Annotated in this window: 13 protein-coding genes; 1 reads left to right on the forward strand and 12 read right to left on the reverse strand. The window is 70.2% G+C overall.

Annotated elements, in window-relative coordinates:
* Positions 1-48: 48 nt before the first annotated feature.
* From VFV19_09315 to shc, 10 genes are read right to left on the reverse strand one after another with little or no spacing between them, the layout of a single operon-like run.
* On the reverse strand, positions 49-948 hold the full coding sequence (locus tag VFV19_09315) for a squalene/phytoene synthase family protein (GenBank protein HEX4824501.1): 900 nt from the start codon (positions 946-948) through the stop codon (positions 49-51).
* A complete protein-coding gene (locus VFV19_09320; protein HEX4824502.1) occupies positions 945-1,754 on the reverse strand; it encodes an isopentenyl phosphate kinase in 810 nt (269 codons plus the stop codon). The genes VFV19_09315 and VFV19_09320 overlap by 4 nt, the downstream gene beginning before the upstream one ends.
* The gene (gene mvaD / locus VFV19_09325; protein ID HEX4824503.1) at positions 1,754-2,755 is read right to left on the reverse strand and encodes a diphosphomevalonate decarboxylase; all 1,002 of its coding nucleotides are present in this window, start codon (positions 2,753-2,755) and stop codon (positions 1,754-1,756) included. The genes VFV19_09320 and mvaD overlap by 1 nt, the downstream gene beginning before the upstream one ends.
* The gene (gene mvk / locus VFV19_09330; GenBank protein ID HEX4824504.1) at positions 2,752-3,747 is read right to left on the reverse strand and encodes a mevalonate kinase; all 996 of its coding nucleotides are present in this window, start codon (positions 3,745-3,747) and stop codon (positions 2,752-2,754) included. The genes mvaD and mvk overlap by 4 nt, the downstream gene beginning before the upstream one ends.
* Positions 3,744-5,024 (reverse strand): hydroxymethylglutaryl-CoA reductase, encoded by a 1,281-nt coding sequence (locus tag VFV19_09335; protein HEX4824505.1) that lies wholly within the window; start codon positions 5,022-5,024, stop codon positions 3,744-3,746. Before VFV19_09335 ends, mvk begins: the two co-directional genes overlap by 4 nt.
* Complete coding sequence (gene fni / locus VFV19_09340) at positions 5,021-6,055, reverse strand: type 2 isopentenyl-diphosphate Delta-isomerase (protein HEX4824506.1); 1,035 nt, start codon at positions 6,053-6,055, stop codon at positions 5,021-5,023. The genes VFV19_09335 and fni overlap by 4 nt, the downstream gene beginning before the upstream one ends.
* On the reverse strand, positions 6,052-6,810 hold the full coding sequence (locus VFV19_09345; GenBank protein ID HEX4824507.1) for a hypothetical protein: 759 nt from the start codon (positions 6,808-6,810) through the stop codon (positions 6,052-6,054). Before VFV19_09345 ends, fni begins: the two co-directional genes overlap by 4 nt.
* Complete coding sequence (gene hpnA, locus VFV19_09350; GenBank protein HEX4824508.1) at positions 6,807-7,796, reverse strand: hopanoid-associated sugar epimerase; 990 nt, start codon at positions 7,794-7,796, stop codon at positions 6,807-6,809. The genes VFV19_09345 and hpnA overlap by 4 nt, the downstream gene beginning before the upstream one ends.
* A 9-nt stretch (positions 7,797-7,805) precedes the next feature.
* Complete coding sequence (gene hpnH / locus VFV19_09355) at positions 7,806-8,807, reverse strand: adenosyl-hopene transferase HpnH (GenBank protein ID HEX4824509.1); 1,002 nt, start codon at positions 8,805-8,807, stop codon at positions 7,806-7,808.
* Positions 8,808-8,815: 8 nt separating this feature from the next.
* Positions 8,816-10,885, reverse strand: coding sequence for a squalene--hopene cyclase (gene shc, locus VFV19_09360; protein HEX4824510.1), 2,070 nt, complete (start codon positions 10,883-10,885; stop codon positions 8,816-8,818).
* Between the two features lie 128 nt (positions 10,886-11,013).
* Here shc and VFV19_09365 point away from each other — a divergent pair, with 128 nt between their 5' ends.
* The gene (locus VFV19_09365) at positions 11,014-11,439 is read left to right on the forward strand and encodes a secondary thiamine-phosphate synthase enzyme YjbQ (GenBank protein HEX4824511.1); all 426 of its coding nucleotides are present in this window, start codon (positions 11,014-11,016) and stop codon (positions 11,437-11,439) included.
* A 7-nt stretch (positions 11,440-11,446) separates the two neighbouring features.
* Here VFV19_09365 and pruA read toward each other — a convergent pair whose 3' ends face one another.
* On the reverse strand, positions 11,447-13,072 hold the full coding sequence (pruA, locus tag VFV19_09370; protein HEX4824512.1) for an L-glutamate gamma-semialdehyde dehydrogenase: 1,626 nt from the start codon (positions 13,070-13,072) through the stop codon (positions 11,447-11,449).
* 63 nt (positions 13,073-13,135) lie between these two features.
* Complete coding sequence (locus VFV19_09375; protein HEX4824513.1) at positions 13,136-13,462, reverse strand: hypothetical protein; 327 nt, start codon at positions 13,460-13,462, stop codon at positions 13,136-13,138.
* Positions 13,463-13,518 lie beyond the last annotated feature (56 nt).

The following is a 13,518-nucleotide window of genomic DNA, read 5'->3' on the forward strand; positions in this document are numbered from 1 at the left end:
TGTACTTCGAGTTTCGGAAGCTGTCCCCTCTGTGTACTTAATGTCCCCTCAGATGACGTCGCGGCCCGCGGCGAGATCGTCGAACATCCGCTCCATGAGCGATGCCACTTCGGGGCGGGTGAGCTTCGCGCCGGGGCCGGCGGATTCGATGCGGTCGAGGCTGGCGCGCGCGAGGATCGCCGGGCTTCCGGTGAACGCGATGAGTCCATCCGCGGCGCCGGCACGCTTGAGCGTCCGCACGTAGCCCGCCGCGAGCGAGAGATCTCGCCGCGCGATCGCGAAGACGGCGTCGCGCGTCACGGTGGCGGGAAGGTAGACGCGTCCTTCGGTCGCATCGGACGCCGCGTCCTTCAGGATGTTCACGAGCTGGAGCCCCTCGCCGAAGAACCGCGAGCGGCGCCTCAGCCTCTCGGCCACCGGCGCCAGTGCCGCGTGATCGACGAGGAACAGCTCGGTCAGCATCTCACCGACGATCCCTGCGACGACGTAGCAATAGTCGCGCAGCTCGCGCACGCTGCCGAGGCGGAGGTTGCCGCGCTCGTCGCCGCGCCGCACGACGTCGGCCATGCCGCGTACCGTGCGCAGGAGGTCGCGGGCCAGCGCACGGCGTGCCGCCGCCGGCATCTCCCAGTAGGCCTCGAGCACCGCGGGCGTCTCGTGGAGGAGCTCGAGGTAGCCCGCGTGCTTCAAGGGGACTTCGTCGAGCCAGCGGCGCGACGCTTCCTCCTCGCCGCCGCGCGTCTCGAGCAGGACGGCGAGATCGTCGAGGGCTGCGATGCGCGAGGCGCGCGGCCACAGGACGGCGTCCTCGAAAGTGTCGGCGACGCGGAAGAGCAGGTAGGCGATCTCGACGTGCCGCCGCGTCGGCTCGGGGAGCATCGGGATCGAGAGCGCGAACGTGCGGCTCGTCTTCTCGAGGAGGTCGTCGAGCTTGACCATGGCGCTCATCGGGCGACCACGCGCGTGCCGCCGTTCATCCGTCCGGCGACGGCCAGGGCGAGCGATCCGGCGCGCCTGCCGTCCAGGATCAGCGAGGGCACGGAGCGGCGGGCCAGCGCGGCCGTCGAGCGAAGGCGGAGCGCCATGCCGCCCGTGACGTCGACGCCGGACGCGCCGGAGACGCGGAGCGACCTGCTCCGGGCGCCGGCGGCGGTGAGCCGGTTCACCGTGTCTCCGCCCTTCGCGACGAGGCCGTCGGTCTCGCCGAGCCACACCGCGCGCGCGACCGGGACGCCGCGAAGCAAAGCCGCGCGCGCGAGCGCGACGAACACCTCTTCGGTCGAGACGACGACGGCGGAGCACTCACGGTCGAGCACGACGTCGCCGTAGACGACGGGGACGAGCCCCGCGTCGAGCGCGTGGAAGAGCGGATCGGAAAAAACCTTCGCGACGCGTCCGTTCGAGCAGGTCATGAAGCTCGAAGGTGCGAGCGAGAACGGCTTGGCGCCGGCGGCGTCGAGCGCGTCGATCACGATCGCGTGCAGCTCCGCGGCGCGGTGCTGGGTCCGCGCGATCCCGTCCGCCCGCGCGGGCTTCTTGGCCCGCGAGCCGCCGACGCCGCCCTGAGACGCCGCGACGTGGCCGAACGAGCCGCTCCCGTGGCCGAGCACGAGGCGCGGCGCTCCGTTCCCCCGCGGGAGCGACGCGATCTCGCGCGCGAGCCGGCGGATCGTCGCGAGGCGCGCGATCCCCGGGCGCGCCTTGTCGGTGATCAGGCTCCCGCCGAGCTTCACGAGGACGATCGAGGGCGGCATCAGAACAGGTGCTCCTGCTGGACCCGGGGCCCTTCGCCCACGCCGTCCAAGAGCACGCCGGTCACCCCTGGGAGCGACTGGAGCATCGAGGTGACATCGCGCTCGCAGGAAGGCTGGCAGATCACGTGGACGTTGGCGCCGGCGTCCATCGTCGCCCACGCCGAGAGGCCTTGCGTACGTGCGGCGCGCAGCGCTTCGAGGACCGCGAGCGTCCCCGGCCTCCAGTAGAAGATCGGAGGCTTCGAGGACATCGCGATCAGGTGCAGCTCGACCGCTTCCTCCTCGAGGATCGGACCGAGCAGGTCGAGGTCGCGGCGGTCGATCGCTCGACGGACCTCGGCGAGCCGCCCGGAGAGGAGCCGCTGGCGCGCCTCGAAGTGCGGGCTCGTCGGCGCCAGCCGATGGCCTTCGAGCGAAGAAACGGCCTTCTCGCCCGGATCGACGAGCGCGATGACGTCGCGGAGGTCCCAGTGCGAAGCCGGCGCGATCGGCGTCGCATGCCCGGCGTCGCCCTCGGCCGACCACGCGACGTAGCCGCCCATGACCGAGCGCGCCGCCGATCCGGAGCCGCTCATGCGCGCCAGCGTCGAGAGCTCGGAGGTCGAGAGGGAGAGGCCGAGCGCCCGCGTCGCGGCGAGGGTGAGCGCGGCGAATCCAGAGGCGGACGACGCGATCCCCGAGCCGGTCGGGAACGAGTTCCGCGTGGCGACGCGGAACGAGCCGCCGCGCTTGGCCCAGCGGCGGACGCGATCGAGATGGGCGAGCGCGCGAGCGCGGAACGCGACCGGTGGGATCGAGAGCGACCCATCCTCGGCGACGAGCTCGATCCGGTCGGGCTCGTACGAGCCATCTTCGAACGCGACCGTCGACAGGCTGACGCACTCGGAGAGCGTCATCGAGATCGAGGCGTTCATCGGGATCGCTTGCGCGAGATCGCGTGCGCCCCAGTACTTGACGAAGGCGATGTTGGCGGGAGCGGTGTGAGTCGCTTTGCCGGTCATGCGGCGACCTCCTCGCGGAGGCCCGGGGCGCCCAGCGCGACGTCGTGCGCGACCCACGAGGGCGGGGTCGCGAGTTGGGAATCGACGACCAGGAGAAGACCCGACCCGGCGCCGCGCCGTCCTCCCGCGCCCGAGATCTTCGCGGCGCCGCCGGCGGCCTCGATCGCCGCGACGGCGCTTCGGACCTCGGGGTGCACGACGTCGAGTGCGACGAGCCCGGCGTGAGCCCGGCGCACCGCGGCGACGAGCGCGGGCACGTCACCGGTGCCGAGCGCCTCGCGACCCTCTTCGGCCGCCCGTTCGAGCTCGGCGATCGCGCGGTCGACCGTTCCGGGATCGCGCTTGCGCAGGCTCGCGACGGCCGCGACCATCTCGCCCGTCGATTCGACCGGCGTCCCGGTGTCGTAGAGGCGGATCGCGGCGAGCGCCGTGGAGCTGAGCGGCGCGGCCTCGTGGACGAGGCCGTCCGCGGTACGGCGGCACCAGAGGGCGCCGCCCTCGAGCACCGCGCGTACGTCGATTCCCGAGGGGTTTCCGTGCTGGAGGCGCTCGACGCGGTGGGCGAATGCCGCGATCCCGTCGTGGCCGGCCGGCCGCTCGAGCGCGCGCAGGCACGCGGAGACGACGCCGACGGCGAGCGAGGCGGAGCTTCCGAACCCGGCGCCCGGCGGGATCGCCGACTCGACCTGGAGGTCGAGATCGCCGGTGAAGCCCGACGTGGCGAGCGCGGCGGCGGCGACGGCGAGGTCACCGGGATCGAGGGCCCTCTCCCGCGTGACGATCGACGCGACTTCGTCGGCTTCGTAGATGCGTGCGAGCCCGTACGCCGCGGCCTCGAGGCGGATCGCGCCGCGGCCCTTGGGCTCGGCGCGGCAGACGACGCTCATCCGCCGGTCGAGCGCAGCGACGAGCGCGGGACGGCCGTAGACGGCCGCGTGCTCCCCGAACAGGATCGTCTTACCCGGTACGGAGGCCGCGGCCGAGGAGCTCATGCGCCCTTGTCGCCTTCCGCTCCGCCGCGGCCGAGCCGCTGGTGCGCGCGCGCGAGGTCGCTCGAGGTGAACGCCGCCATGAGCGACAGCTCGCCGGCCAGGACCGCGCCTCCGAGGATCTCGGCGAGGCGCAGCGCCGCCTGGCCCGGACGATCGACGTCCGGCACGACGCCGAGGACACGCAGGGCTTCGGATTGCGTGGCGAGGCCGGTGCCGCCGCCGGTCGCGCCCAGCGGGAGATCGGGAATGAAGATCGACGCGTACACGGCGCCGTTCTCCCTGGGCTCGATGCAGGTGACGCCGGTCGAGCCGCCGACGACGTGCGCCGGGTCCTGGCCCGTGGCGATGAAGAACGCCGAGAGCACGTTCGCGTAGTGCGCGTTGTAGCCCATGGCACCGGCCGCGATCGAACCCAGGAGGTTCTTCCGGTACTGGACCTCGACGAGCGAGCGCGAGTCGGTCTTGAGCACGTCCCTGAGGATCGCCGCGTCGAGCACGACCTCCGCGTGGACCCGCTTGCCGCGTCCTTCGGAGAAGTTGACCGAGGCGGCCTTCTTGTCCACGCAGTAGTTTCCCGAGAGGGCGACGCACGGGATTCCGGTCTTCGGCTCGATGAGATCGCGGACGACGCGGTCGCACGCGATCGTCGCCATGTTCATGCCCATCGCGTCGCCGGTCGTGAAGCGGAAACGGAGGAAGATCGTCGTCCCGAAGACGTACGGGCGGAGGCCGGTCATCTTGAGGAAGCGGCTCGTCCCCTCGGCGACCTCGCGGATTTCGGTCTCGTGCTCGGCGATCCACGAGAGGAACGCGCGGGCCTCGCGCTGGCCGCGAGCGCGGAAGACCGGAGCCCTCGTCATCCCGACGTCCTCGACGTACACCGTCGCGCCGCCTGCGAGACGGATCGCGGCGCACCCGCGGTTGATCGACGCGAGGAGTGCCCCTTCGGTCGTCGCCATCGGGATCAGCACGTCCCCGTCGATCGTATCGCCGTGGACCGTGATCGGACCGACGATCCCCATCGGGATCTGCGCGACGCCGATCAGGTTCTCGCAGTGACGCGTCGCCGCGGTCCCGGCATCGAATGAGAAGTGCGCGATCGCGTCCAGCGTGGTGCCCGTGATCTTCCCGACCGCCTCGCGACGGATCGCCGTCGCCTCGCCGGGGGGGATCTCGGCGGGCAGCTCGTGGAACCGCATGCTGCCGTCCACGAGGGCGGCAATCGTCTCGTCTCGGCTCGTCGCGGCGTCGGGGGAAGCGACCTTGACCTTGCTCATCGCATGGACTCCTTGCGGATCGGAACCGAACGAAGCTGGGGGAGGCTCTTGGCTCCGAGGCAGAACATCGTGATCTTGAGCGCGTGGACGACCGCGTCGATGCGGGCCACGACGCGCTCGGCGGACTCGAGCGCGCCCTCGAGGAACGGCTGCGCCATGCCGCCGAGATCGGCGCCGAGCGCGATCGTCTTCGCGAGGTCGAGACCGCTCCGGAGGCCGCCGCTTCCGACGATCGTGACGCCGTCGATCCGGCGAAGCTGCCGGATCGAATCCGGCGTGGGGATTCCCCACCCGGCGAACAGCTCGCCGACCGCGACGTCGCCCGACCGCTGGGCCTCGATGCGCGCCCAGCTCGTGCCGCCGACGCCGGCGGTGTCGAGGATGCGGATGCCGGCGTCCACGAGGCGGCGGCCCGTCGCCTCCGAGAGGCCGCTCCCGACTTCCTTCGCGATGACCGGCACCGGGAGCGCTGCCGCGACCTCTCGCATCTTCGGGAGGAGGCCGGCGAAGCGGCACTGCCCCTCGGGCTGGATCGCCTCCTGCAGCGGGTTCAAATGGAGGGCGAGCGCGTCGGCGCGGATCATGTCGACCGCCCGGCGGCACTCGGCGACGCCGTAGCCGTAGTTGAGCTGGATCGCGCCGAGGTTGGCGAGCACCGGCACGTCCGGCGCGACGTCACGGACCTGGAACGTCGCGGCGAGCGACGGGTCCTCGATCGCCTTGCGCTGCGATCCGACGCCGAGAGCGACGCCGCGCGCCTGGGCGGCCTCGGCGAGGTGACGGTTGATACGGGTCGCGACCTCGGTGCCTCCGGTCATGCACGAGATCAAGAGGGGCGCCCGCAGCGGCTTCCCGAGGAACGTCGTCGTGACGTCGATGTCGTCGAAGTCGCAATCGGGAAGCGCTTCGTGGTCGAACGTCCACGCCGAGAACGCCCGCGCGTCGAATTGGTTGCGCTCTTCGAGCGCCAAGCGGATGTGCTCGGCTTTGCGATCGCGCATGAGGAGGTCGTCGTCCGCGGGTGTCTTCACATCGCCTCCCGCGACGCATTCCGGGAGAGTGTGCGCGGTGCGTCGCCCATGATAGCGGACACGGTGTGGCGGAGGTTCGCCGAGGCCTCCCGGACCCGGCGCCTGAGGCGCAGGAGTGCCGCCAATCTCGTCGGAACGGCGAGCCCTTTCGCGGCGACGAGGCCCCGGTCGATGCTGCCGTCGTCGCGCTGACAGGCCAGGAGAAACGCGGGGATCGGCTCCGAGGCGGCGTCGCTGATGACCCGGAGGACGACCCACGGGATGCTCTTGGAAGAAGCCGTCTCGGCCCACGCGTACGACTCGAGGTCGACCGCGGCGGTGCCCACGCCCAGCGCCCGGGCGAGCGCGCGCTTCGTCTGTGGGGTGCCGGCAATCGCGCGCGTGCTCACGAGGCTGGCCGGCGCCGCCCCGGCCGCCTCGGCTTTCGCTCGCCAGAGGGAATCGGGAACGAGAACGCCGCCGCCCGGCTCGCGCAACTCGGCCCCGACGACGAGGGCTCCCGCCGGGAGGTCGTCGGTCAGCCCGCCGGCGACGCCGACGCCGATCACCGCGTCGCACGGGAAGTCGGTCAGGAGCGCGCCCAGGACCGCGCGCGCCTGCGGGGCGCCGTCGCCCGCGACGGCGAGCACGACGTCCTGTCCCGAAAGACGCCCGGTGACGGCACGCAGACCTCCCCGCGCGACCTCGCGCGGCGACTCGAGCGCCGCCCTCAAGGCGTGGAGCTCCTCGCGCACGCCGCCGACGACGGCGATCATGCGGCCTCCTTCCGGCGACCGCGGAACCACGTGACGGCGCGCCCGAGCGCGATGATCGGATCGGTCTGCGGCAGGCCCAGCTCGCGCACCGCCTTGCCGGAATCGAAGTACATCTTCTTCATCGACATCCTGACCGCCTCGAGCGGGACGCGCGGCGGCCGGCCGGTGAGACGCGAGAAGCCGGTGTCGAGCGCACCCACGACGAGCGGGATGGCGTGCGGGAGCCGGAGGCGCGGCGCGGGGAGCGACGTGATCGTCGCGAGCGCGTCGAGAATCTCCTTGAGCGTCATGTCGCGGTGGCCCAGCACGTACTTCTCGCCGATCCTCCCGCGCTCCGCGGCGAGGAGGTGACCTTCGGCGACGTCCTTCACGTCGACGACGTTCAGGCCGGTATCGACGTACGCCGGCATCTTCCGCGCGAGGAAATCGGCGACGAGAGCGCCGGTCGGCGTCGGCTTGACGTCGTACTCGCCGATCGGCGTCGAGGGGTTGACGATCACGACAGGAAGGCCCTGCGCGGCGAACGATTCCGCTTCGCGCTCGGCGAGGAACTTGCTGCGCTTGTAGTGGCCGACGACCTGCTCGAGGGTGACCGGCGTCCGCTCGTCCGCCGGCGTTCCGTCTTTGGTGAGGCCGAGGGCGCCGACGGAGCTCGTGTGGACGAAGCGCCGCACGCCGGCGTCGCCCGCAGCCCGGAGGAGCGCCCGGGTGCCGTCGACGTTCGTGCGATAGATCTCGCGCGGGTCCCTGAGCCACAGCCGGTAATCGGCGGCGACGTGGTAGACGACGTCGGCGCCGGCGCACGCCCTCTTCAACGACGCGGCGTCCCCGAGATCGCCGGGGACGATCTCGACGGGAAGGCCATCGAGGTTCTCTCGCGCGCTGCCCGGCCGCACGAGGCAGCGCACCTCGCCCCCGCGCGCCAGGAGCGCCCGCACGACGTGCGCCCCGATGAACCCCGTTCCCCCCGTGACCAGACTCGGCAACTCAGCTCCTCATCCCAGAAGGTTCCACGCCGCCATGCGGACCATGTCCTTCGGGCTCTTCCTGAGCTCGGTGACGACCGACGCCTCGAACCCCGAGTGCATCGAGCAGTTCTTGCACTTCTCGTCCTTGCGCGACTCCCAGTAGTCCCAATCCTCACGGTTCCAGAACTCGGCGAACGTCTCGTAGTAGCGCGCGCCGATCAGGTAACAGGGTCCCTTCCAGCCTTTCGGTGTGTAGGTCACCGTGCTCCACGGCGAGCAGCGGTAGTCGCGCATGCCCGCCGCGAACTCCAGGAACATCGGCGACGACTGGAGCCGGAACCGCTTCGACATCTCGAGGATCTTGCGGAACTTCTCCTCGGTGTCCTTGCGCGTGAGGAAGATGTCCCGCTCGACGGTCGCGTACTGGTAGCCCGGCGAGATGAGCATCCCGTCGATCCCGAGCTCGGTGAGGTACTCGCAGAGGCGCTCGACCTCGTCGACGTCGGTCTCGCGAAAGATGGTCGTGTTCGTCACGACGCGGAAGCCGAGCTTCTTGGCCTCCTTGATCATCTCGATCGCCTTGTCGAAGACGCCGATCCGGTCGACGACGAAATCGTGCGTCGCGCGCATGCCGTCGAGGTGGACGTTGATCGAGAGGCGGCGGTGGGGCTGCACCTTCCCGAAGAACTTCCGCTCGAGCTCGAGCGCGTTCGTGCACAGATAGATGTGGCGGCGCCGCTCGATGATCCCGGCGATCAGCTCCGGAAGCTCGGGATAGAGCGTCGGCTCGCCGCCGCACAGGGAGACGACGGGGGCCTCGCTCTCCTCGACCGCCTGGATGCACTTCTCGAGCGGCAGCCTGTCCTTGAGCTTCCCGGTGTGGCGCTCGAGCGCGCAGCCGATGCAGGCGAGGTTGCAGGTGTAGAGCGGCTCGAGCATGAGCACGAACGGGTAGCGGCGGCGGCCCTTCAAGCCTTGCTTCACCTGGTGCTGGATCATGTCGGTCGTGACGTGCAGCGGAAAACGCATCGGTATTCCTAGGCGCGGCCCGCGTACGTACTGAGCGCGAGCAGCGGGAAGTAGGTCGCGTAGAGGTGGTACCGGAGATAGAAGACGCGCGGGAAGCCGGTGCCGGTCCAGGCCTCGTCGTGCCAGGAACCGTCGGCGCGCTGCGTCTGAAGGAGATGCTCGACGCCGCGCCTCACCGAGTCGGAATCGTAGTCGCCGGCGCCGAAGAGCGTCATGAGCGCCCACGCCGTCTGCGACGCGGTCGTCTCACCCTGGCCCTTCGTCGACGGCTCGTCGTACGAGCGCTGGGACTCGCCCCATCCGCCGTTCGCGTTCTGCACCGAACGGACCCACGCCGCCGAGCGCGCGATCGACGCATCGCCGGGTCGTGCCACCGCCCGGGTGAGCCCCCAGACGGCGAGCCAGGTTCCGTAGAGGTAGTTCGTTCCCCAGCGCCCGTACCAGGAGGCATCGGGCTCGCGCTTCGCGTCGAGGAACGCCGCCGCGGCGCGCATCGCGGGATGGCTGGCGGGAAGGCCGGCGACCGCGAACGTCTCCAAGGCGCGGCCCGTGATGTCCTCGCAGCTCGGATCGATCATCGCGTTGTGATCGGCGAACGGCACGTAGGTCAGGAATTCCTTGAGGCACCCCTTGTCGAACGCGCCGAACCCGCCGTCCTTGTTCTGCATGGCGAGGAGCCAGTCGATCCCGCGGCGGATCGCCTCGCGTCTCCTGAGATCCTCGTCGGCATCCGGGAACCGAACGGCGGAGAGCGCGGTGACGACCTGCGCCGTGTCGTCGGTGTCGGGATAGAACGCGTTCCGGTACTCGAACGACCAGCCGCCCGGCCGTTCCGCGCGCGCCTTCACGGCCCAGTCGCCGACGGTGCGGCACTCGCGCTCCATGAGCCAGCGGGCCGCCGCGAGCACGCGCTCGTCGTCGCGATCGAGCCCCGAGGCCACGAGGCAGTGGAGGGCGATCGCCGTGTCCCACACGGGAGAGAGGCAGGGCTGGAGGCGGACGGTGTCGTTCTCCTCGATGACGAGCCGCTCGAGCTCCACGATCTGCGAGCTCACCGCGGGATCGTCGTCCGGATGGCCGAGACAGCGCAGCGCCAGGATCGTGTTGACGATCGGCGGGAAAATCGCGCCGAGCCCGTCCGAGTCGACGAGGCGCTCGCGCACCCAGGCCTCCGCCTGCGCGAGCGCGCGCCGCCTCAGCGGGTGGATGCCGATCTTCTCGACGACGTTGAAAAACCCTGAAACCACCGTGAAGAGAAGCGCCCACAGCCATGCCTTGAGGGTCTTCGCCTTCGGGTTCACCGCTTCGAGCGACCAGCGCGACGAGACCCCGCGCGTATGCAGCTCCTCGATGCCCCGGCCCGCAGGCAACGGGACGGACGGCTTCGAGGCCCAGACGATCGACAGCGGGATCACGATCGTGCGCGACCACGCCGACATGTCGCCGATGTTGAACGGGAACCACCGCGGGAGCAGCACCATCTCCGGCACGACCGCCGGGCATTCCTCCCAGGGGAACTGGCCGAACATCGCGAGGAGGATCTTCGTGAACGAGTTGCAGGCCTCGACGCCGCCGTGCTCGAGGATCGCGCGGCGGGCCCGCGTCATCGGCTCGCTGTCGGGGTTGTCGCCGGCGAGCTTCAGGGCGAAGTAGGCCTTGACCGAGCCGCCGACCTCGATCGGACCGCCGTGATAGTGGGTCCAGCCTCCTTCGGGGAGCTGCTTGCGCCGGAGGTACTCGACCGCCTTCGCGACGCGCGGCGCGTTTCCGCGGCCGATCGCATGCATGAGGAGCACGTACTCGGATTCCAGGATCGTGTCCCCCTCGAGCTCGCCGCACCAGTGGCCGTCCGGCTGCTGCAGCGAGAGAAGACGGCGCTGAGCGGCGGCGATCGCGGCATCGACCGGCGAGACGAGGGGCTCCGGCCGCACGCGCGGGGGCGCTTCGCGGGGCTCTTCCAACACCGCGGTGGCGGCATCACCGCGGCCTTCCCATAGCTCGCGGGCGAGGGAGCCCAGGCGCCCCGGAAGGAGGCGCTCGACCCTTCGAGCCAGCTCGCTGAGCTCTTCTCGTCCCACTGATTTTTCTCCTCGTGCGGCACCCGAGGGCGTCGCTCGAATTTTTATATTGTTTTCGGAAGCGGCTCAACCCGCAACTCGACGAAAATTGCACCGTTAAGAGTTATAGAAATGGCGGGGCCACAACGATGTTTCAGCAGCGGACCCAGATCTTGAGATTCCGGACGGACGGTCCTGGTTTCGTCGAAATCACAGAGGCGGTGCGGTCGTGGGTCCGGGAGAGCGGCATCGCGACCGGCCTCCTCACCCTTCAGATCCGCCACACCTCGGCCTCGCTCGTGATCCAGGAAAACGCCGATCCCGAGGTGCGCGACGACTTCGAGAGATTTTTCCGCCGCCTGGTTCCCGAGGGCGACCCGATCTTCCGCCACACCGCCGAGGGCCCCGACGACATGCCCGCGCACATCCGGGCGGCGCTCACCGCCACGACGTTGTCGTTACCGGTGATGGAAGGTGCGCCCGCGCTCGGAACCTGGCAGGGGATCTATCTCTGGGAGCACCGCCGGCGCGGACACACGAGGGAGATTGCGGTGCATGTCATCGGAGAACCCTGAACCGCTTCTACTTCAAGAACGGATACGCGAAGTGGCGCGGCGGCACGAACGTTTCCTTGATCGCCCGCGCGTTGGTCCAGCGTATGAGGTTCAAGTAGCTCCCGGCCTTGTCGTTCGTGCCGGAGGCGCGGCCTCCGCCGAACGGCTGCTGGCCGACGACGGCGCCGGTCGGCTTGTCGTTGATGTAGAAGTTGCCCGCGGCGTGGGTCAGCGCCTCGGCCATGCGCACGATCGCGTACCGGTCTTGCGAGAAGATCGCGCCGGTCAGCGCGTACGCTGAGCCGCGATCGCACGCGGCGAGCGTCTCCTCGAGCCTAGCGTCGGGGTAGACGTAGAGGGTGAGGACGGGGCCGAAGATCTCCTCACGCATGAGCTTGAAGTCGGGCTTCCGAGTCCGGATGACCGTGGGCTCGACGAAGTAGCCCTTGCGCGCGTCGGTGCCGCCACCGGCCACGACCTCCGCGTCCTTCGAGCGCTTGGCGTAGTCGATGTACCCCTTGATCGTCTTGAACGCGCCGGCGTCGATGACCGCGCCCATGAACTTCCGGAAGTCGGCGGGATCGCCCATGCGGATCTCGGCGATCTGCTTCTTCAAGCCCTTCTCGACCTGGGGCCAGAGCGACGCGGGAATGTAGGCCCGTGACGCGGCGGAGCATTTCTGCCCCTGGAACTCGAACGCGCCTCGCACGAGCGCGGTGACGAGCGCGTCGACGTCGGCCGAAGGGTGGGCGAAGACGAAGTCCTTGCCGCCGGTCTCGCCGACGATCCGCGGGTAACCGTGATACCTGGCGATGTTCTCGCCGACGGTGCGCCACATCCCCTGGAAGACCGCGGTCGAGCCGGTGAAGTGGATGCCGGCCAGCTCGTCGCTCGCAAGCGCGGGGTCGCCGACCTCGCCCGCCGAGCCGGGGACGAAGTTGATCACGCCGTCGGGGAGGCCGGCCTCCTCGAGGAGCTCCATGATCGCCCACGACGAGTAGATCGAGGACGACGCCGGCTTCCAGACGACCGTGTTACCCATGAGCGCGGGCGCCGTCGGGAGGTTGCCGCCGATCGAAGTGAAATTGAACGGCGTCACCGCGAAGACGAACCCCTCGAGCGCGCGGTACTCGAGCTGGTTCCACATGCCCGGCGACGACTGCGGCTGGCCCGCATAGATCTCGCGCATGTAGTGGACGTTGAAGCGGAAGAAGTCGATCAGCTCGCACGCGGCGTCGATCTCGGCCTGGTGGCTCGTCTTGCTCTGGCCGAGCATCGTCGCGGCGTTCAAGCGCATGCGCCACGGCCCGGCGAGAAGGTCGGCGGCCTTGAGGAAGATCGCGGCGCGGGCTTCCCAGGGCGTCCGCGACCAGGCTTGATGCGCATCGCGAGCCGCGGCGATCGCGCGCTCGACCTCGCGGGCGCCGGCCTTGTGCCAGGTCGCGAGGACGTGCGCGTGGTCGTGAGGCTTGACCGCGCGGCCGAGGGTGCCGGTCTTGACGCGGCGGCCGCCGATGACCGGTGCGATCTCGATCCGCTTCCGGCCCATGGCGTCGAGCGCGGCGACCAGCTGGGCGCGCTCGGGGCTGCCAGGGAGGTAGCCGAGGACCGGCTCGTTCCGCGGGACGGGAACGTCGACGATGCCGTTGGGCATGACCGCCTCGAGAAGACCGCGACCGCGAGAGCGCGGGCGGGGAGCGGCATTCTAGCGGGCGGGTCAGTTCGACTGCGAGAGCGAGTCCTTGACCGCTTCGGTGTGCTGCGTCGTCGCCTGGTCCATCTTCTCGAGGTTGCCGGTCGGCTTCGACGGTGCCGAAGGTGTCCACGAGTCGTCGGAGGACGAGCGCGACGCCGCTCCCTGGGTCTGGTTGGGATCGTCGGTCGCGTCGCCGAGCTGGGCGTCGACGCGGCGCTTCGCGTTGTGCTTCTGGACTTCCATCGCCGCCGGAGCGACCGCCTGGAAGTTCCGCATCGCCGCGTAGAACACCACGGCGAGCACCAGGAGCAGGATGATGAAGCCGAATCCGCCGCCGCTTCTTCGCATGCAGGGAATGTCGGCGCGCGGCCCAGCTTCGGCAAGCCTTCGGGAAAAGCCGCGCC

It is taken from the genome of Candidatus Polarisedimenticolaceae bacterium (assembly GCA_036275915.1).
Lineage (GTDB): Bacteria > Acidobacteriota > Polarisedimenticolia > Polarisedimenticolales > DASRJG01 > DASRJG01.

Bases quoted from the DNA above. Each gene is read 5' to 3' on its own strand.
- VFV19_09315 (HEX4824501.1), bottom strand. From the start codon at position 948: ATGAGCGCCATGGTCAAGCTCGACGACCTCCTCGAGAAGACGAGCCGC.
- VFV19_09320 (HEX4824502.1), bottom strand. From the start codon at position 1,754: ATGCCGCCCTCGATCGTCCTCGTGAAGCTCGGCGGGAGCCTGATCACC.
- mvaD (HEX4824503.1), bottom strand. From the start codon at position 2,755: ATGACCGGCAAAGCGACTCACACCGCTCCCGCCAACATCGCCTTCGTC.
- mvk (HEX4824504.1), bottom strand. From the start codon at position 3,747: ATGAGCTCCTCGGCCGCGGCCTCCGTACCGGGTAAGACGATCCTGTTC.
- VFV19_09335 (HEX4824505.1), bottom strand. From the start codon at position 5,024: ATGAGCAAGGTCAAGGTCGCTTCCCCCGACGCCGCGACGAGCCGAGAC.
- VFV19_09345 (HEX4824507.1), bottom strand. From the start codon at position 6,810: ATGATCGCCGTCGTCGGCGGCGTGCGCGAGGAGCTCCACGCCTTGAGG.
- hpnH (HEX4824509.1), bottom strand. From the start codon at position 8,807: ATGCGTTTTCCGCTGCACGTCACGACCGACATGATCCAGCACCAGGTG.
- VFV19_09365 (HEX4824511.1), top strand. From the start codon at position 11,014: ATGTTTCAGCAGCGGACCCAGATCTTGAGATTCCGGACGGACGGTCCT.
- pruA (HEX4824512.1), bottom strand. From the start codon at position 13,072: ATGCCCAACGGCATCGTCGACGTTCCCGTCCCGCGGAACGAGCCGGTC.
- VFV19_09375 (HEX4824513.1), bottom strand. From the start codon at position 13,462: ATGCGAAGAAGCGGCGGCGGATTCGGCTTCATCATCCTGCTCCTGGTG.